This is a genomic window from Gordonia sp. IEGM753 (genome assembly GCF_050321825.1).
Taxonomy (GTDB): Bacteria; Pseudomonadota; Gammaproteobacteria; order Pseudomonadales; family Pseudomonadaceae; genus Aquipseudomonas.
In genome coordinates this window covers 198,366-216,033 of record NZ_JBNQGB010000001.1, presented here as the reverse complement: position 1 = coordinate 216,033, position 17,668 = coordinate 198,366, and the positions used below count along the sequence as shown (strand labels likewise).

General features: G+C 58.8%; 17 protein-coding genes. 5 read left to right on the top strand and 12 right to left on the bottom strand.

Features of this window, described 5'->3' with window-relative positions; translation table 11 throughout:
- Window positions 1-28: 28 nt before the first annotated feature.
- Both ACQR3R_RS00990 and ACQR3R_RS00985 read right to left on the bottom strand, forming a co-directional pair.
- Window positions 29-1,180, bottom strand: coding sequence for an SLAC1 family transporter (locus tag ACQR3R_RS00990; protein ID WP_428270035.1), 1,152 nt, complete (start codon window positions 1,178-1,180; stop codon window positions 29-31).
- A 75-nt stretch (window positions 1,181-1,255) separates the two neighbouring features.
- On the bottom strand, window positions 1,256-2,446 hold the full coding sequence (locus ACQR3R_RS00985) for an MFS transporter (protein WP_428270034.1): 1,191 nt from the start codon (window positions 2,444-2,446) through the stop codon (window positions 1,256-1,258).
- 91 nt (window positions 2,447-2,537) lie between these two features.
- On the opposite strand from ACQR3R_RS00985, the gene ACQR3R_RS00980 reads away from it, so the two are divergent.
- A complete protein-coding gene (locus tag ACQR3R_RS00980) occupies window positions 2,538-3,077 on the top strand; it encodes a TetR family transcriptional regulator (RefSeq protein WP_428270033.1) in 540 nt (179 codons plus the stop codon).
- 296 nt (window positions 3,078-3,373) lie between these two features.
- Window positions 3,374-6,844: a NahK/ErcS family hybrid sensor histidine kinase/response regulator gene (locus tag ACQR3R_RS00975; RefSeq protein ID WP_428270032.1), complete on the top strand. Its 3,471-nt coding sequence runs from the start codon at window positions 3,374-3,376 to the stop codon at window positions 6,842-6,844.
- Window positions 6,845-7,020: 176 nt separating this feature from the next.
- On the opposite strand, the gene rmuC is transcribed toward ACQR3R_RS00975, so the two are convergent.
- Together rmuC and ACQR3R_RS00965 are read right to left on the bottom strand one after the other, a co-directional pair.
- On the bottom strand, window positions 7,021-8,499 hold the full coding sequence (gene rmuC / locus ACQR3R_RS00970) for a DNA recombination protein RmuC (protein ID WP_428270031.1): 1,479 nt from the start codon (window positions 8,497-8,499) through the stop codon (window positions 7,021-7,023).
- A gap of 61 nt (window positions 8,500-8,560) precedes the next feature.
- A complete protein-coding gene (locus ACQR3R_RS00965) occupies window positions 8,561-8,806 on the bottom strand; it encodes a hypothetical protein (protein WP_428270030.1) in 246 nt (81 codons plus the stop codon).
- Window positions 8,807-9,837: 1,031 nt separating this feature from the next.
- On the opposite strand from ACQR3R_RS00965, the gene ACQR3R_RS00960 reads away from it, so the two are divergent.
- From ACQR3R_RS00960 to ACQR3R_RS00950, 3 genes are all read left to right on the top strand, one after another.
- A complete protein-coding gene (locus tag ACQR3R_RS00960; RefSeq protein WP_162436092.1) occupies window positions 9,838-10,062 on the top strand; it encodes a hypothetical protein in 225 nt (74 codons plus the stop codon).
- 274 nt (window positions 10,063-10,336) lie between these two features.
- Entirely contained in the window at window positions 10,337-10,819 is a 483-nt protein-coding gene (locus tag ACQR3R_RS00955; RefSeq protein WP_428270029.1) for a hypothetical protein, read from the top strand.
- 147 nt (window positions 10,820-10,966) lie between these two features.
- Window positions 10,967-12,235, top strand: coding sequence for an outer membrane protein transport protein (locus ACQR3R_RS00950; RefSeq protein ID WP_428270028.1), 1,269 nt, complete (start codon window positions 10,967-10,969; stop codon window positions 12,233-12,235).
- Between the two features lie 89 nt (window positions 12,236-12,324).
- Here the strand turns inward: ACQR3R_RS00950 and ACQR3R_RS00945 are convergent, their stop codons facing one another.
- Genes ACQR3R_RS00945 through cobU form a run of 8 tightly spaced genes read right to left on the bottom strand, consistent with a single transcriptional unit; the run spans window position 12,325 to window position 17,652 of the window.
- The gene (locus ACQR3R_RS00945) at window positions 12,325-12,876 is read right to left on the bottom strand and encodes a glutathione peroxidase (protein WP_428270027.1); all 552 of its coding nucleotides are present in this window, start codon (window positions 12,874-12,876) and stop codon (window positions 12,325-12,327) included.
- A 54-nt stretch (window positions 12,877-12,930) separates the two neighbouring features.
- Window positions 12,931-13,053 (bottom strand): hypothetical protein, encoded by a 123-nt coding sequence (locus ACQR3R_RS00940; protein WP_428270026.1) that lies wholly within the window; start codon window positions 13,051-13,053, stop codon window positions 12,931-12,933.
- Entirely contained in the window at window positions 13,050-14,258 is a 1,209-nt protein-coding gene (locus ACQR3R_RS00935; RefSeq protein WP_428270025.1) for an MFS transporter, read from the bottom strand. Before ACQR3R_RS00935 ends, ACQR3R_RS00940 begins: the two co-directional genes overlap by 4 nt.
- 52 nt (window positions 14,259-14,310) lie before the next feature.
- Window positions 14,311-14,715 carry a MarR family transcriptional regulator gene (locus ACQR3R_RS00930; RefSeq protein WP_428270024.1) on the bottom strand — a complete coding sequence of 135 codons (405 nt, stop codon included), beginning with the start codon at window positions 14,713-14,715 and terminating at the stop codon, window positions 14,311-14,313.
- A gap of 57 nt (window positions 14,716-14,772) precedes the next feature.
- On the bottom strand, window positions 14,773-15,504 hold the full coding sequence (locus ACQR3R_RS00925) for an adenosylcobinamide-GDP ribazoletransferase (protein WP_428270023.1): 732 nt from the start codon (window positions 15,502-15,504) through the stop codon (window positions 14,773-14,775).
- A gap of 2 nt (window positions 15,505-15,506) precedes the next feature.
- Entirely contained in the window at window positions 15,507-16,082 is a 576-nt protein-coding gene (gene cobC, locus ACQR3R_RS00920) for a histidine phosphatase family protein (RefSeq protein ID WP_428270022.1), read from the bottom strand.
- On the bottom strand, window positions 16,079-17,134 hold the full coding sequence (cobT, locus tag ACQR3R_RS00915; protein WP_428270021.1) for a nicotinate-nucleotide--dimethylbenzimidazole phosphoribosyltransferase: 1,056 nt from the start codon (window positions 17,132-17,134) through the stop codon (window positions 16,079-16,081). The genes cobC and cobT overlap by 4 nt, the downstream gene beginning before the upstream one ends.
- Window positions 17,131-17,652: a bifunctional adenosylcobinamide kinase/adenosylcobinamide-phosphate guanylyltransferase gene (cobU, locus tag ACQR3R_RS00910; protein ID WP_428270020.1), complete on the bottom strand. Its 522-nt coding sequence runs from the start codon at window positions 17,650-17,652 to the stop codon at window positions 17,131-17,133. Before cobU ends, cobT begins: the two co-directional genes overlap by 4 nt.
- Between the last annotated feature and the right edge of the window lie 16 nt (window positions 17,653-17,668).

Genomic DNA, 17,668 nt, shown 5'->3' with positions numbered 1-17,668 from the left:
AAGCCACACATTACCTAAACTTTGCCGTTTATTTTTTTAATCCTGCAATACAAGGTGAGACAAATAACTCGCCACGCCATGCGCCTCGCACTGTTCGTTTGCCAACGATCAGCCACATCACCGCCAGCATCACCACCAAAACGCTGCCGAAAACACTGAAGAAAGTCAGGTGCAAGGTGCTGGCCAGTTTCAGCGTCGCCAGGGAATACACGCCCAACGGGAAGGTGAAACCCCACCAGCCCAGATTGAACGGGATGCCGGCACGCAGGTAACGCACGGTAATCAGCAGGGCGAGCAGCATCCACCACAAACCGAATCCCCACAGGGTAATCCCGGCGATCAACCCCAGGCCGGCGGCGATTTCACCGATGCCAGGCAAACCGTTCGCGGCGAAGATGGCCGGTGCGTCGGCGCCCAATAGCAGCATGCCCAATGCGCCGGTACCAATCGGGCCCAGCGCCAGCCAGCTCGAGGCCGCCATGTTTTCGTGGGGCAATTTATGCAGCGCCATGCGCAGCAACAGAATGGTCAGCAGGCTGAACGCTACTGGCAGCGAAAACGCCCACAGCACATAACTGGTCACCAGCATCACCAGTTGCGAATGAGCATCCGCGAGGTGCGGCGCCAGCAAACCACCACTGGCCGCCGCGACTTCTGCAGCCACCACCGGCAACAGCCAGACGGCGGTCATTTGGTCGATGCTGTGTTCCTGACGTGTAAACATCAGGTAGGGAATCAGTACACCGCAGGCCAACGACAGCGCCACGTCCAGCCACCACAACACCTCAGCGAGATGAATCACGCCACTGCCCCAACGCGGCAGGCCGAACAGCAGGAAACCGTTGATGATGGTGGCGAGGCCCATGGGGATGGTGCCGAAGAACATCGACACCGTCGAATGCCCAAAAATGCGCCGAGCCTCGTCGAAAAACATGACCCAGCGCGCGGCATACACCGCTGTAAACACCAGGAATAGAAAGATGTTGAACAGCCACAGGCCTTCCGCAATTGCGTTCACACCGGGAATCGCAACCGGCAACTGCGACAACGCCAGCGCTAATACGCCGGTACCCATGGTGGCTGCGAACCAGTTCGGAGTGAACTGGCGAATGACCTCTCGCGGGTGCTGTAAATGGCTGAGCGGTTTAATGCCGCGTGGGGCAGTGTTGGGGCATTTCATAAGGAACTCCAGTCCTCTGGTGAGGTGGAGTTAATGATAGATCTGAATCGAATATCTATATAACGGGTAATATCTCTAACTGTTATCTGTTTTGCAGATATAGGACCGCTGGCGCAGCAATGCCAACGATGCGCCCACTGACAATACGATCAATACCGCACCGTAACCGTCCGTGGTCGCCACCAAACCGAACGTCCGCGTCAGACTACCCGCCAACAGCGACGGCAAACAAAAGGCCAGGTAGCTGAGCACATAAAACGCCGACATCAACCCGGCGCGCTCGTGGGGCAAGGCCAAGGGCACAACGCTACGCAATGCGCCGAGAAAACCGGCACCGAAACCACTGCCGGCGATCAGCGTGCCGAGAAAAAACAGCGGCAGACTGGCGCTGTGTACCGCGAGCAGTATCAACGCCACGCCAATCGGCAGCAGGATGCCGCCCAGTTGCAGGACTTTATCGGCCGGGCGATTGCGCAGGGTGTAGATCATCATCGCGCCGGTCAACGTCAAAACAGCCACTGTTGCGCCGCCAATCAGGTTGGAGGTCGATCCGGTGGCGGTTCGCACCAGCGACGGCGCCAGCGAAGCAAAAAACCCGCCGAGCGCCCACACGGCAATGTCGATCGGCAGCACCAGCCACAATGTGCGGCGTGCCTGGACCGGCACATGCAGGGTCGGACGCAAAGAAGCCCACGCTCCCGGTTGCCGGCTGACGCTTTCCGGCAGGCGCCAGATGAACAGTGCTTGCATGACGAACAGGGCAAACAGCACCCAAAAGGTTAGCTGTAATGGCAATGGCGCAAATTCCGCCAGCAAGCCGCAGCCCATTGCACCGAGCGCCATTCCCAATAGCGGCGCAACGCTGTTGACCAGCGGACCTTGCTGACGATCGGTGTCGAGTAACGCCGCACTCAGTACCGCAGTGGCCATCCCCGTCGCAAATCCCTGAAGCACACGTGCGCTGATCAGCCAGGCCACACTGTCGGCGTTGATGAACAAGAGCATCGCGAGCATGTTCATCAGCACAGCCGTGAAGATCACCGGTTTGCGCCCCAGGTAATCCGACAGTGAGCCGACTGTCAGCAGCGCAGCCAACAAGCTGATAGCGTACACGCCGAAAATCAGAGTCAAGGTCGCGGCCGAAAACTGCAGGTGTTCCTGGTACAAGTGGTACAGCGGCGTTGGCGCCGTGGAGGCAGCCAGAAAACTGAGCAAGGTGAACGCAAGGAACCACAGGCTGGTACGGTTTGATACTGAACTGGACATCTGCACACTCCGCAAAAGCTAATTTTTTGCTTTTGCGGAGTGTGCTACCGGACGCTGCTTAAAGCAAATTCTTTGTGTTAAGGTCCGCCACATGGCTATTAAAGAAGGTTTACGCCCCGGCGGCAGAAGCGCCCGGGTGCAAGAGTCGATTCATTGTGCAGTCCGCGAACTTCTCGAAGTGCAGGACCGCAGCACCGTGACTGTCCCGCAAATCGCTGCGCGCGCGGGGGTTACGCCGTCGACCATTTACCGACGCTGGGGCGATTTGTCGGCGCTGCTGGCCGATGTCGCAATCGCCCGCATGCGGCCTGACAGTGAACCCGTCAGTACGGGCAGCCTGCGCGGCGATGTGCGGGCCTGGGCCGAGCAATACTTGGACGAAATGAGTTCCGAACCCGGTCGCAACATGTTGCGCGACGTACAAGCCTGCGCCTCGCCGGGTTATTGCGTCACGATCATCGGCGCGCAGTTGCAGACCATTCTGGACCGTTACCCCGACGAGCCAAAGCCGAGTGTCGACCGGTTGATCAACCTGGTCGCGGCGCCCACCGTGTTCCGCATCCTGTTCTCGGCGGCAGCACTGGACGTTGAAGAGCTGCATCAGCTGCTGGATATCGCGTTCAGCCAATAAGGCGCTCGCCTGCCGCACTGCTATCACTTTCGAATGTGATAGCGCATCGCGATGCAGGCTCTCTCCCCCCCGCAAACTCTGGTCGATCGCACCTCCTGCAGGCACTGCAAAACCAGGGTGAGAGCGAGCCTGCTCGCGAGGGGTCTTCAAGCACAATTATCCATCCTGACACACCGCTATCACTGCCTGCGACACCGCGCCGCGCCTCGACCTTGGTCGACACTGACTAACCCCGGCGGTCGTGCGAGACTGTGTGGCCGGGCGGAAGTCCCGGGAGTTTTTTGTCGGGAGTTCCCATGTCGCTGTCCAGCGGGCTGATTGCCGCCGTTGCCCTGGCCTATATGGCCATCATGTTTGCCATCGCCTTCTACGGCGACCGTCGTAGCGCGCCGTTGCCGCCGCGCGTGCGTGCCTGGATGTACAGCTTGTCACTGGCAGTCTATTGCACCAGTTGGACATTCTTTGGCGCTGTCGGCCAGGCCGCCGAACAGCTCTGGTCTTTCCTGCCGATCTACCTCGGGCCGATCCTGCTGCTGGTGTGCGCGCCGTGGGTCCTGCAAAAAATGGTGATGATCAGCAAGCAGGAGAACATCACTTCCATCGCCGACTTCATTGCTGCGCGCTACGGCAAATCACAATCGCTGGCCGTGGTGGTGGCACTGATCTGCCTGGTTGGCGTATTGCCCTACATTGCCTTGCAACTCAAGGGCATCGTGCTTGGGGTGAACCTGCTGATCGGCGCCGGGGCCGACGCCATGGGCGTACGGGCGCAAGACACGGCGCTGATCGTGTCGCTGGTGTTGGCGTTATTTACCATCGTCTTCGGTACCCGCAATCTCGATGCCACGGAGCACCACCGTGGGATGGTGCTGGCGATTGCGTTCGAGTCGCTGGTCAAGCTGTTCGCGTTTCTCGCGGTTGGCGCGTTCGTCACCTACGGCCTGTACGACGGTTTTGATGACCTGTTCAGCCAGGCGATGCTCGCGCCGCGCCTCGAAGAGTATTGGAAGGAAACCATCAACTGGCCGTCGATGGTGGTGCAAACCGGCGTCGCGATGATGGCGATCATTTGCCTGCCGCGCCAATTTCACGTGACCGTGGTCGAGAACATCGATCCGCAGGATTTGCGCCTGGCAAAGTGGGTGTTCCCTGCCTACCTGGCATTGGCCGCTTTATTTGTAGTCCCGATCGCCTTGGCCGGTCAGATGTTGCTGCCGAGTTCGGTATTGCCCGATTCTTTCGTCATCAGCTTACCGTTGGCCCAGGCCCACCCGGCGCTTGCAGTGTTGGCGTTTATCGGCGGTGCGTCGGCGGCAACCGGCATGGTGATTGTGGCCAGCGTGGCGCTGTCGACCATGGTTTCCAACGACATGCTGTTGCCGTGGTTGCTGCGACGCAACAACGCCGAGCGGCCATTCGAGGTGTTCCGTCAATGGATGCTCTCGGTGCGGCGGGTCACGATTGTCGTGATTTTGCTACTGGCCTATGTCAGCTATCGCCTGTTGGGCTCGACCGCCAGCCTGGCAACCATCGGCCAGATCGCCTTCGCCGCCGTCACTCAACTGGCCCCGGCGATGCTCGGTGCGCTGTACTGGAAACAGGCCAACCGTCGCGGAGTATTCGCTGGCCTGGCCGCAGGAACGTTTCTCTGGTTTTACACGTTGATACTGCCGATTGCCGCACACAGCCTCGGCTGGTCGTTGAGCAGTTTTCCTGGCCTTGCCTGGTTGCACAGCAACCCGTTGAAACTGCCGCTCACGCCGCTGACTCAAGGTGTGATGCTGTCACTGGCAGCCAACTTCACGCTGTTCGCCTGGGTCTCGGTGTTGTCCCGCACCCGGGTGTCGGAGCACTGGCAGGCCGGCCGTTTCATCGGCCAGGAAATCAGTGCCCGACCGAGTGCACGGTCGATGCTGGCCGTACAAATCGACGATTTGCTGCAACTGGCCGCACGTTTTGTCGGCGAAGAACGCGCACGCCAAAGCTTTATTCGCTTCGCTTACCGTCAAGGCAAAGGCTTCAATCCAAATCAGAACGCTGATGGTGAATGGATCGCTCACACCGAGCGCTTGCTGGCCGGTGTCTTGGGCGCCTCGTCGACACGCGCGGTGGTAAAAGCCGCGATCGAAGGCCGGGAAATGCAGTTGGAGGATGTCGTGCGGATCGCCGACGAAGCCTCGGAAGTGCTGCAGTTCAACCGCGCACTGCTGCAAGGCGCTATCGAGAACATCACCCAAGGCATCAGCGTGGTGGATCAATCGCTGAAACTGGTGGCGTGGAACCGTCGCTACCTGGAGCTGTTCAACTACCCGGATGGCTTGATCAGCGTCGGGCGCCCGATTGCCGACATCATTCGCTACAACGCCGAGCGCGGTCTGTGTGGCCCCGGTGAAGCCGAAGTGCACGTCGCCCGCCGTTTGCACTGGATGCGCCAGGGCCGCGCGCACACCTCCGAACGATTGTTCCCGAACGGCCGCGTTATCGAATTGATCGGCAATCCGATGCCGGGCGGCGGTTTTGTCATGAGTTTCACCGACATCACCGCGTTCCGCGAGGCCGAACAAGCGCTGACCGAAGCCAACGAAGGCCTTGAACGCCGGGTTACCGAGCGCACCCACGAACTGTCGCAACTGAACGTTGCCCTGACCGATGCCAAGGGCACAGCGGAATCGGCGAATCAGTCGAAAACCCGGTTTCTGGCTGCCGTCAGCCATGACCTGATGCAGCCTCTGAACGCGGCGCGATTGTTCTCCGCAGCGCTCTCGCACCAGGAAGACAGCTTGTCTGGCGAGGCGCAAAAACTGGTGCAGCACCTCGACAGCTCATTGCGCTCGGCCGAGGATTTGATCAGTGATTTGCTGGACATCTCACGTCTGGAAAACGGCAAGATCAATCCTGATCCGAAGCCATTCGCGCTCAATGAGCTGTTCGATATCCTCGGTGCGGAGTTCAAGGCGCTGGCCGGTGAACAAGGCCTGAAATTTCGCGTGAGAGGCAGCACGCTGCGGGTAAACAGCGACATAAAACTGTTGCGGCGAATTTTGCAGAACTTCCTCACCAACGCCTTCCGCTACGCCAAAGGCCCGGTGTTGTTGGGCGTGCGCCGGCGTAACGGCGAACTGTGCCTTGAGGTTTGGGACCGTGGCCCGGGTATTCCCGAAGATAAGCAGCAGGTGATTTTCGAAGAATTCAAACGGCTCGACAGTCATCAGACTCGCGCCGAAAAAGGCCTCGGGTTGGGACTGGCGATTGCGGACGGCTTGTGTCGCGTACTCGGCCATACGTTACAGGTTCGTTCGTGGCCGGGCCGTGGCAGTGTGTTCAGCGTCAGCGTGCCATTGGCCAAGGCACAAACCGCGATGCCGGCGAAGGCCGCCGAACTCAATGGCAAACTGCTGAGCGGTGCGCAGGTTCTGTGTGTGGATAACGAAGACAGCATCCTGATTGGCATGAACAGCCTGCTGACCCGATGGGGTTGCCAGGTCTGGACTGCGCGTAATAGGGAGGAATGCATGGCGCTACTCGGTGAGGGGATTCGCCCGCAATTGGCGCTGGTGGATTACCACCTCGACAACGGCGAAACCGGCACTGAATTGATGGCCTGGTTACGTACCAGCCTCGGTGAGCCGGTGCCTGGCGTGGTGATCAGCGCGGATGGCCGCCCGGAAATGGTGGCACAGGTACACGCGGCGGGACTGGATTATCTGGCCAAACCAGTGAAACCTGCGGCGCTGCGAGCGCTGCTCAGCCGGCATTTGCCGCTGTAAGCTGATTTGCAGTGTTTGAGCTGACGCCATCGCGAGCAGGCTCGCTCCCACAGGGGATGTTTGGCGTTGCCTGGTTCTGCGACAGACATTGATCCCACAGGGATGTTTGCTGTTGCTTGGTTTTGCGACAGACATCGGTCAACTGTGGGAGCGAGCCTGCTCGCGAAATTTTTCGTTTACTCGGGTAATTCGGCCAATCCATCGACGTCGGTCATTGCGCGCTCCAGCAGGTCTGCCGGCAAACTCTTGCTTGCGCGGGCACCCAACAGCTTCAATTGCTCGCTACGGCTGACCAGATTGCCTCGGCCTTCTGTCAGCTTATTGCGCGCCGAGCTGTAGGCCTTATCCAGTTGCTGCAAGCGATTACCGACCTCGTCCAGATCCTGAATAAACAACACGAACTTGTCGTACAGCCAACCGGCCCGCTCGGCGATTTCCCGGGCATTCTGGCTCTGGCGCTCTTGTTTCCAAAGGCTGTCGATAACACGCAAAGTCGCCAGCAAAGTGGTTGGGCTGACGATCACGATGTTGCGGTCGAACGCGTCCTGGAACAACGTCGGCTCGGCCTGCAACGCCGCAGAAAACGCAGCCTCGATCGGCACGAACAGCAACACGAAATCCAGGCTGTGCAGGCCATCCAGGCGCTTGTAATCCTTACCGGCCAGGCCTTTGACGTGATTGCGCAGCGACACCACGTGCTGCTTGAGGGCGATCTGGCCGATAGCATCATCGTCGGCCGCCACGTATTGCTGATACGCCGTGAGGCTGACCTTAGAGTCGACCACCACTTGCTTGTCGCCCGGCAGATAGATGATCACATCCGGTTGGAAACGCTCGCCGTCCGGGCCCTTCAGATTGACCTGGGTCTGGTACTCGCGGCCCTTCTCCAGCCCTGCGTGTTCAAGCACCCGCTCCAGAATCAGCTCGCCCCAGTTGCCTTGGGTTTTCTGCCCTTTCAGAGCACGGGTGAGATTGTTGGCTTCGTCGCTCAGGCGCAAGTTGAGTTGCTGCAACCGCTCCAGCTCTTTAGCCAGCGAGAAACGTTCGCGCGCCTCAGCCTGGTAGCTCTCCTCGACCCGTTTTTCGAAGGACTGGATGCGCTCCTTCAACGGGTCAAGCAACTGCCCCAGCCGCTGCTGACTGGTTTCAGCGAAGCGCTGCTCACGTTCATCAAAGATCTTGCCCGCCAACTCGGCGAATTGCGCTCGCAACTCATCACGCGAGCCCTGCAAGTCGCTAAGACGCTGTTGGTGGCTTTCCTGCTGTTCACGCAGCTCGGCATTGAGCGAAGCGGCTTGCGCGTCAAGACGACGCAACTCAGCCTCTTTGCCGGCGCGTTCGATATTCCAGGCGTGGGAGGCGTCGCGGGCGTCATCGCGTTCGATCTGCAGCAGTTCGACTTCACGCCGTACGGCCGCCAAATCAGCCTGTTTTGCCGCGTTGGCCTGGCTTAAATCAGCCATTTCATCGCGACAAGCGTCGAGTTGTGCGTTCAATCCATCCTGAGCCAATTGCGCCGTGGCCAGCCGTTCTTCCAGTAAAGCGAGGTCTGATTGCGCGGCACTTGCCCGACGCTGAAGTTGCCAGGCCAACACCAATAACGGCAGCGCAGCACCCGCCAGACCCAGCAATATGCTGGTCAAGTCCATAGCCATAGCCACTCCTGCCCATTCGGTAAAGCTTGAAGGTTAACCAAGGCGTCAGGTCTTGGACAGCTTAGTCTTCGCTCAGCCCGAGTTCTTGCAGGGCGCGTTTGTCGCCCGCCCGTGCAGCTTGGCGCAACAGGTCTTGACCAATGCGCCGATCACGGGCATTCCCGCATTCGCGGCATATCAACTGGCCCAAACGACTTTGCGCAGCCACCACACCTTCACGCGCAGGTTGCTTGAGCAAATGCCCGGCAAAGTGTTTGATGTTGCGGTTTTCGCCCAGGCGCGGGCTGTCCAGGAGCCACTCGGCCACCCGCATCGAAAATCGCTTGGGTGGGGTAACACTGGAGGATGGTGCGGTAACAGAATTTGATACTGAGCGAAACTTCATAAAGCACTGTAGGGCAGATCAGAAGGCGCGCCACTCTACTCTTTTTTTCCTACAGGTAAAGCCGAAAAAACCCGGCACGCCCGTGCTAGAGCAAGCGCTTGGGACAATCCACAGAAGCTGTGGATAACTCAGTGGACAACCGCCCTTGAACTCTCTCAAACCCCAGTGGAATGGGGCTCGCAGTCAAACTGACGATTTTTTCACCAGTTAAAAAAAGCGATGTTTTTCATTGACTTAAATTTTGGTTACAGGCACCCACTGCGTCTGTAGGCAAGATGACAGCGCGGTTACAGTCTGCGCAACTAATGTGCACAAGTGCCTTTGAAGCGGTTATATCAATGCGCTTTTTAGGCGCACTGCTGGCCAAATCTTGGGGATAACTCTGGGCTAACCCATGATTCACGGCCCATTGCAGGAAGATGAACATCGACCAATGGTGCTCGAAAACTGTGCTGTCGATGAGTGCACCTGGCGCCGTCTGTCAATTAATTTGCGGACACACTTCCCCTTGGCGATTCGTTCGGTTAGTATCCGCGGCGTTAGTACCAAGCTGAAAGTCAATTCTGGTCGAACAAATCCTCCCGGTCAGCCTTCCTCAAGGAAGCCTCTACCGACAAAGCAGGATCGACCACCTCGATGGTTTCCAGGTAAACCTTCCTCCAACACAGCCTTTGAAACGAAAGCAAAGGGTGTTGCGAAGCTCACTTACTCTGACCGAACCAGCCTGCAAATTGATCAGGATCTTCACCCCGGGCCCAGAACCTTTGCCCTTGATGTGTTGCCTGCCCTCCTAAGTACCTACCTGCCAGCCCAAGCGCGCCAAACTAATTAGCGCTTCAAACTGGCTGCTTTGTTTCAGTCGGGTTCTTCGTTCGACCAACGGTGGTCGACGTCACTGGAACGTTTTAATTTTGCACGGCTCTTATCCGTGTCGCTTGTAGGAACACCCAATAATGACTACTCAAATCCACACCCAGGATGCTATCCGCACCCTAACCAACGCTTTTGCACCAATGAACTGCCTGATCATGGCCGCTCGCAAAGGCTGCTTCAGCTTCACCCTGGTCAACGAACACGGCATCGCTCGTCACAGCGAACGCTTGTACCCCGATCAATACTCCAGCGCCGAACCGCTGCAGGCAGTCATTGATCGCACTCGTCAGGCACTGGTTGCCTGAAACGCCAGAAAGACTGAAAACCTCAAAAGCCCTGCTCAAAAAGCGGGGCTTTTTATTGCCCCATATTTCTCTTTTGCCTAATCCCGCCTAAGTACCAACTGATATAACGCTTATAACGAGCTGCCGGAAATATTTTAAAAACAGTCCTTTACAGCCTGAATATGACACTACACTTCAACTCAAGCGGCTTGACCCGCTTGCGGCGAGCCTGAGTCTATCCACAGCTGCCAAGGCCTTTCAGGTGTAGCCGCCCATTTTCCGTTTCGAGGGTTTTATGGGTATCGCTGCCAGCGAACTGTGCCGTTATGTCATCCGCCCGACGCTGATTTATCTCGGGCGCCATAGCGCAACTGCAGAATCCCTGTTGCTGGGTATCGCCGCCAGTCAATCCGCCCTTGGCTCCGCTTTGCATGATCGCCGTGGACACGGCCTGTACCGGATCGCCGAGCCCCGCCACAAGGCGCTCTGGGACCATTACCTGGCGCTCGATCCCGAACGCGCGAGCCTGGTTCGCGGGCTCGCCAGCCAACACGCTTTTCTCAGCAGCCCGCACCTCGAACTGACCGTAAACCTGCGTTACGCCACTGCCATTGCCTGGCTGCTGGTGGAGGAACAGAACACCCCGCTACCCGAAGCCGATGACGTGCTGGGAATGGCCAGAATCTGGCGTCAGACATTCCAGCCACAAGGACGACTCAGAGACTTTACCTACGCCTGGCAATCCTGTGTATCAACCATGAATCAGGTTGCCTGTTGATCCCTCCATTTCCGAAAGATCCTACAACAGGTCGCGAATCTGGTCGGATTGTCCTACAAAACCGCTCTAAATCAGCTAATACAGCCTATAGCGCTGAGACGAAAATGTTGGTAATTTTCGCCCCGGTGATCATCAGGAGTTCTAATAATGAAAAAAGTAATGCTCAAAACCACACTTAGCCTCGCCGTTGCCTTGGCATCCACCCAGATCTTCGCAGCTGGCTTTGCCATCAACGAACAAAGTATCAGCGGGATGGGTACAGGTTTTGCCGGGCGATCTTCATCTGCCGATGACGCAAGCACCATTTTTGGCAACCCTGCCGGCATGTCGCGCATCAAGCGCGAACAAGTGACCGGCGGCGCTGCACTGCTCGACGCTCACACCGACATCAGCAAAGCCAGCTCTCGCCCTAACGGCGGCAGCAACGACGGCGACATGGTGCCGTTCATCGCCGTGCCGATGGGCTACTACGTCAAACCGATCAACGACCAATGGGCGGTCGGCATTGGCATGTACGCACCGTTCGGCCTGGTGACTGATTACGAAGGCGGCTTCGCTGGCCGTTACTTCGGCAGCAAGAGCGACGTAAAAGTCGTCACCCTGCAACCAACCGTCAGCTATGCCTTCAACGACAAGGTGTCGATCGGTTTTGGCCCGACCATCAACCGTATCGACGGCACGCTGGAATCGAACCTGTCGGTGACCCCGCTGGCGCCGGACGGCAAGGTCAAGATCAAGGGTGATGACACTGCGCTGGGCTTCAACGTCGGCGTTCTGGTGCAAGCCACCGACAGCACGCGCGTCGGCCTGACCTACCACTCGAAAGTGAAGTACAAGCTCGACGGCAATACGTCGGTCGATTACGCAGTACTCGCGCTGCAACGCCAGAATCCAAACCAGCGTTACGACGCTTCGCTGGACCTGACCACGCCTGAGTCGGTCGATTTCTCGGTAACTCATCAACTGGACGACCAGTGGACCCTGTACGCAGGTAGCACCTGGACCCGTTGGAGCCGCCTGAAAGAAATCACCGTTGAAAACAGCGGCGTTCCAGCAGCCCTGAACGGCCAGTTCGGCACCATCACCGAAGAGCAGAATTGGCACGACACCTGGGCTCACGCTATCGGCGCCTCGTACCAGCTGAACAAGCAATGGGTACTGCGCACCGGTCTGTCCGTTGACCAGTCGCCAACCAACAATACCAATCGTTCCCCACGCATCCCGACTGGCGACCGCAAGGCCATCAGCTTCGGCGCTGGCTGGAGCCCGACCGACGACCTGACCATCGATCTCGCTTACTCGTACCTGCGTGAAGAGTCGGTGAAGGTTAACGATAACAACGGCCGTCAGGCCTACAGCGCCGAGTATCAAAACTGGGCGAGCGGCTTCGGCATCGGTGCTACCTACCGCTTCTGATGATTCACGGCGAGCCTGAACCCCTCGCCGCCTGAATTGAAAAAGCCCCGCACTCTTGCACAGAGGCGGGGCTTTTTAGTGGGCGCGGATCAGGGTTTGGACGCCAGCGCCTTCTCGACCGCTTCGATGAATTGAGGGTCATCGGGCTTGGTCAGACTGGAAAAATTGGCGATCACCTTGCCCTGGCGATCAACGACGTACTTGTAGAAATTCCACTTCGGCGCGCTGGTCTGCTGGGTGAGGACTTTAAACAAGTGAGTCGCATCATCGCCGCGGACTTTTTGCGGTTCGGTCATGGTGAAGGTCACGCCGTAGTTCACGTAGCAGACCTTGGCCGTTTCAGCACCGTCCTTGGCTTCTTGCTTGAAGTCATTGGAGGGAACACCGATGACCTCAAGCCCTTGCCCTTTGTAACGCTGATACAGCGCCTCAAGGCTTTTGAACTGCGGGGCAAAGCCACAGAAACTAGCGGTATTGACCACGACTAACGGCTTGCCGGCGAAGCGTTGGCACAGGTCTATCGACTCCTTGGCATGCAGCTTTGGCAAAGAGCTCTGCAGCAGTTCGGGGCACTGCGCGGCAGCTGCTAATCCGGTAAACGCTATCAGTAACGCGGGTACTGCAAGCCAGCGCATGAGCATGTCGGGGCATCCTTGAGAGATCGTCAAAACGAAGTTACTCGCCCTGCCGCCTCGCTAGCAAGCACCCATGCCCAACTGCATCAACGCCAGCCCGCTTCGTTGCCAGCCCCACCACACCATCGCCAACAACAGTGCGCCGCCGACGATCAGGACGATGCGTGGCCAGAGCGTGTTCATGCCGCACTCATTCGGGTTTGCAGACGCGCAACCGGTTGCTCGCGCACCGGCCAGTTGAGTGCTGCCGCCAACAAACTCAATAGAATGGCCACCTGCCAGATCAAGTCATAACTCCCGGTACGGTCATACACCACCCCGCCCAACCAACCACCCAGAAAAGAACCGAGCTGGTGAAACAGGAAAACGATGCCACCGAGCATGGACAGATTTCGCACGCCAAACAAGGTTGCCACGGTGCCGTTGGTCAACGGCACGGTCGACAGCCACAGGAAGCCCATCGCCATACCGAACAAGTAGGCAGTGGTCGTCGTGACCGGCGCCCACAGGAACAAACCGATCACGACCGCCCGCAGCAGGTACAAACCGGTGAGTAAACGCGGCTTGGACATCCGCCCGCCGAGCCAGCCCGCGATGTAAGTGCCGAAGATATTGAACAATCCGATCAACGCCAGCACCGTGGTGCCGACGGTGGCGGGCAAGTGCTGATCAACCAGGTAGGCCGGCAAATGCACGCCGATGAACACTACCTGGAAACCGCAGACAAAAAAGCCGAACGCCAGCAGCCAGAAACCCGAATGTGAACACGCCTCGCGCAGGGCTTCAGACAAGCTCTGCTCATGCCCAAGCACCGGCAACGGCTTGTCCTTGAGCATGCTCACCAATGGCACGATCAACGCCACCAACAGCCCCAGTACCAGTAACGCGGCGGACCAGCCAAGCCAGCCGATCAACCCGAGCGTGCCGGGCAACATGGCGAACTGTCCGAAGGAGCCGGCGGCACTCGCAATGCCCATGCCCATGCTGCGTTTTTCTGGCGGCACCGCGCGCCCTACCACGCCGAGGATCACCGAGAACGAGGTGCCCGACAAGCCGATACCGATCAACAAACCTGCGCTCAAGGACAACGTCATTGCCGAATCAGACATCCCCATGCACACCAGGCCTGCGGCATACAAAACACCGCCGACCAGCACCACTTTGGCCGCGCCAAAGCGGTCGGCCAAGGCACCGGTGAACGGCTGTGCCAAGCCCCAGATCAGGTTTTGCAAGGCAATGGCAAAGGCAAACGTCTCACGGCCCCAGCCGAATTCAGCGCTCATCGGCGCCAGAAACAGGCCGAAGCCGTGTCGCACACCCAGTGACAACGCCAAAATCAGCGCACTGCCCACTAACACCCAACCGCACGTACGCCACATCGATGTCATTCTTATTCTCCGGGTGCGGGTATATACCCGCTTGAAATCGTACAAACCGGCATCAAGCCAGTTCGTCCAGCAGCTTCAGCAAGGTTTCGCGTTTTTCGGCACCCAGGCGATCAACCAACCGCTGTTGCGCCGCTTCCCAAGCTGGCAGTGCCGCCGTCAAGCGTTCAGCGCCGGCGTCGGTCAGCCGAACGATGCGGTTGCGCATGTCTTCGCCTTCCACCAGCATCACCAGACCCTCGCCTTCCAGCACCCGTAGATTGCGCCCCAAGGTGCTGCGGTCCAGGCCCATGGCCTCGGCCAAGGTAGAAATACTCGGTTCGTTCAAGCGCTGCAGATTGCACAGCAAAGAATACTGCGCAACGTTGATCCCGAAGCCATCGAGAGCGCCGTCGTAATGCCTGCTGACGCCACGAGCGGCGCGACGCAGGTTGATGCATAAACACTGGGAATCAAGCATGGTGCGTGTATATACCCGCGGTTGTGTTAAATCAAGTGACTTTATGATGTTCGACATTTAAAAGATCGCCAAGCCTGTGAGAACGGCCATCTCCAGCAACTCAAGCAATGCGCCCGCCGTGTCACCCGTGGTCCCGCCCAGCCGTCGCAACATCACCCGCCGCAACGCTACAAACACCGCACTCGCCAACAGCAATGCCCATACACCGCTCAGCCCGGCTATCAGCACGCAGGCCAGCGCGCTGACCACCAGCACCCGTTTACCGGCCAGGCGTGGCAGATGATCAGCCAGTGCCTGGCCCAATCCACCGGCACGCACATAAGGCGTGGTCAGGAACAACGCCAACAACGCACTGCGACCCATCAGCGGAACAATGATCAGGAAAACGCTGTGCTGCTGCTCGATCACCGCCAGTAGTGCGGCGAATTTAAGCAGCAACACCAACACCAGTGTTACCACGGCAATAGGTCCGCTGCGCGGGTCTTTCATGATCGTCAGCGTGCGCTCGCGGTCGCCAAACCCGCCGAGCCATGCGTCGGCACTGTCGGCCAGGCCATCAAGGTGCAAGGCGCCGCTGAGCAACACCCATACCATCATCAACAACGCCGCATGCAGCATCAATGGCGTGCCCGATAACACCGCGTTGCACGCCCACAGAAGCACGCCGAACAACAACCCCACCAGCGGATAGAACAGCAGTGAACGGCCCATTTCCTGGGGGGCCGGCATGCCGGGCAGACCAACCGGCAGGCTGCTCAAAAATTGCAGGGCGATCCAGAACGGCAACATGGTCAGATGACTTCCTTCAACACGCCTGCAGGCTCGACTGTCAGCGAAAACAGTGCCCCGTGCCCAACTTCGACATTCAGCAACTGCTCACGCGGCAAACCGCGCGCCCGGGCCAGCAGTAAACGCATCACCCCGCCATGGCTGATCAGCAGCACGCGCTCACCCGCATACGTTGCGTGCAAACGTTCGACTGCCGCAGTCACGCGATTTGAAAAGTCGGCAACCGGCTCCCCTTCCGGTGGTGTAAACGAGTATGGATCAGCCCAAAACAGGCCCAGCGCCTCAGCATCGGTGTCCATTAGTGCCAAGGTGCTTTGTCCTTCCCAGGCTCCGAAGTGCAGTTCTTGCAAATCTTTATCCAGCTGCACCGGCAACCGCAGTTGCGCCCCCAGCGCTTCGGCAAAACGCGCACAACGCTGCAGCGGCGAACTGACCAAGCGATCCCACGGTCCTTGGTCCATCACCGCTGCCCGCATCTGCGCCCAGCCACTGTCGGTGAGGGCATCGTCAATGCTGCCACGCAAGCCGCCGCCGGACTCGGTTTCACCGTGGCGCAGGAGGTCCAGGCGCAACGTCATTGTGGGCGATCCGCCACCGCTGCTTCGGCGAACGTCGCCATTTGCCCGTGCAGGTCGCACGCCAGACGCAGCAACGGCACGGCCAACGCAGCACCGCTGCCTTCGCCCAAACGCAAGCCCAGGTCCAGAACAGGCTCCGCGTTCAGCGTTTCCAGCACATGCCGATGACCCGGTTCGGCGCCACGGTGACCGAACAGCAACCACTGCCGGCATTCAGGATTCAACTGTACTGCCACCAACGCGGCAACGCTGCAAATGAAGCCATCCACCAGCACCGCAACACCCTGTTGCGCACACGCCAGGTACGCGCCCACCAAGGCTGCGATTTCAAAACCACCGAGGTTGAGCAGGGTCTGCAAGGAATCGCCGCGCGATGCGTTGTGCAACGCCAACGCGCGTTCGATGACCTGAACCTTATGGCTCACGCCCGCCGCATTAAGCCCCGTGCCCGGCCCGGTCAGATGCACCACCGGGCAATCGAGCAACGCGCAGGCCAGTGCACTGGCCGCGGTGGTATTGCCGATGCCCATCTCACCACCGATGAACAATTGAGCACCGGCCGCAATAGCGCGCTGCACGCTGTCGCGTCCGGCCTGCAAGGCGTGTTCGCCCTGAGCCGGTGTCATCGCCGGGCCTTCGACAAAATTGGCGGTACCCGGCCCAACGTTCAGATGGCGCACGCCGGGCAAGTCAAGCGTCGGGTTAACCGTGCCCAGGTCAACCACTTCAAGCGAAGCGCCAAGCTGACGCGCCAGCACGCTGATCGCCGCGCCACCGCTGACAAAGTTGTGCAACATCTGCCCGGTCACTTCCTGAGGAAACGCCGACACGCCTTCAGCAACCACACCGTGATCACCGGCAAAAATCGCGATCCACACCTCATTCAGGCTTGGCTTGACCTGGCCTTGCAAACCCGCCAATTGCAGCGCAATAGATTCCAGCCGCCCGAGTGAACCGGCGGGTTTGGTCAGTTGCTGTTGCCGAGCATTAGCCTCGTCTGTCGCTTGCGCATGAATCGGCTTACAAGGGTTTAGCCACCAGGATTGAGTCATATCGCAGTTCCTTTCAAAGTCAGGGGCAGGCCGGCAACGGTCAGGACTACACGCTGACAACGCTCGGCCAAAGCTTGATGCAGCCAACCGGCTTCATCGACATAGCGGCGAGTCAATTCGCCCAGCGGCACGACACCCATTCCGGTCTCGTTGCTGACAAAAATAATGTTCCCCGGCAATGAGGCGAGGCAATCGAGCACGGCTTCGCGTTCAGCTATCAGGCGCTCGGCATTGTCGAGCATCAGCAGATTGGTCATCCACAGCGTCAGGCAGTCCACCAGCAAGCACTGGTCGGCACAGGCGTTTTCACGCAACACGCGGGCGAGTTCGAGTGGCTCTTCGATCAACGCCCACTCGGTTGGGCGGCGGGCGCGGTGATGGGCGACGCGTTCGTTCATTTCGCCGTCGAGCGGTTGGCTGGTGGCAATGTAGGTGACGGCCAGGCCCGTGCCGATGGCGAGGTTTTCTGCCAGGCGACTTTTGCCGGAACGGGCACCGCCGAGGATCAGTTGCAGCATGGTTTCAACCTTTTAA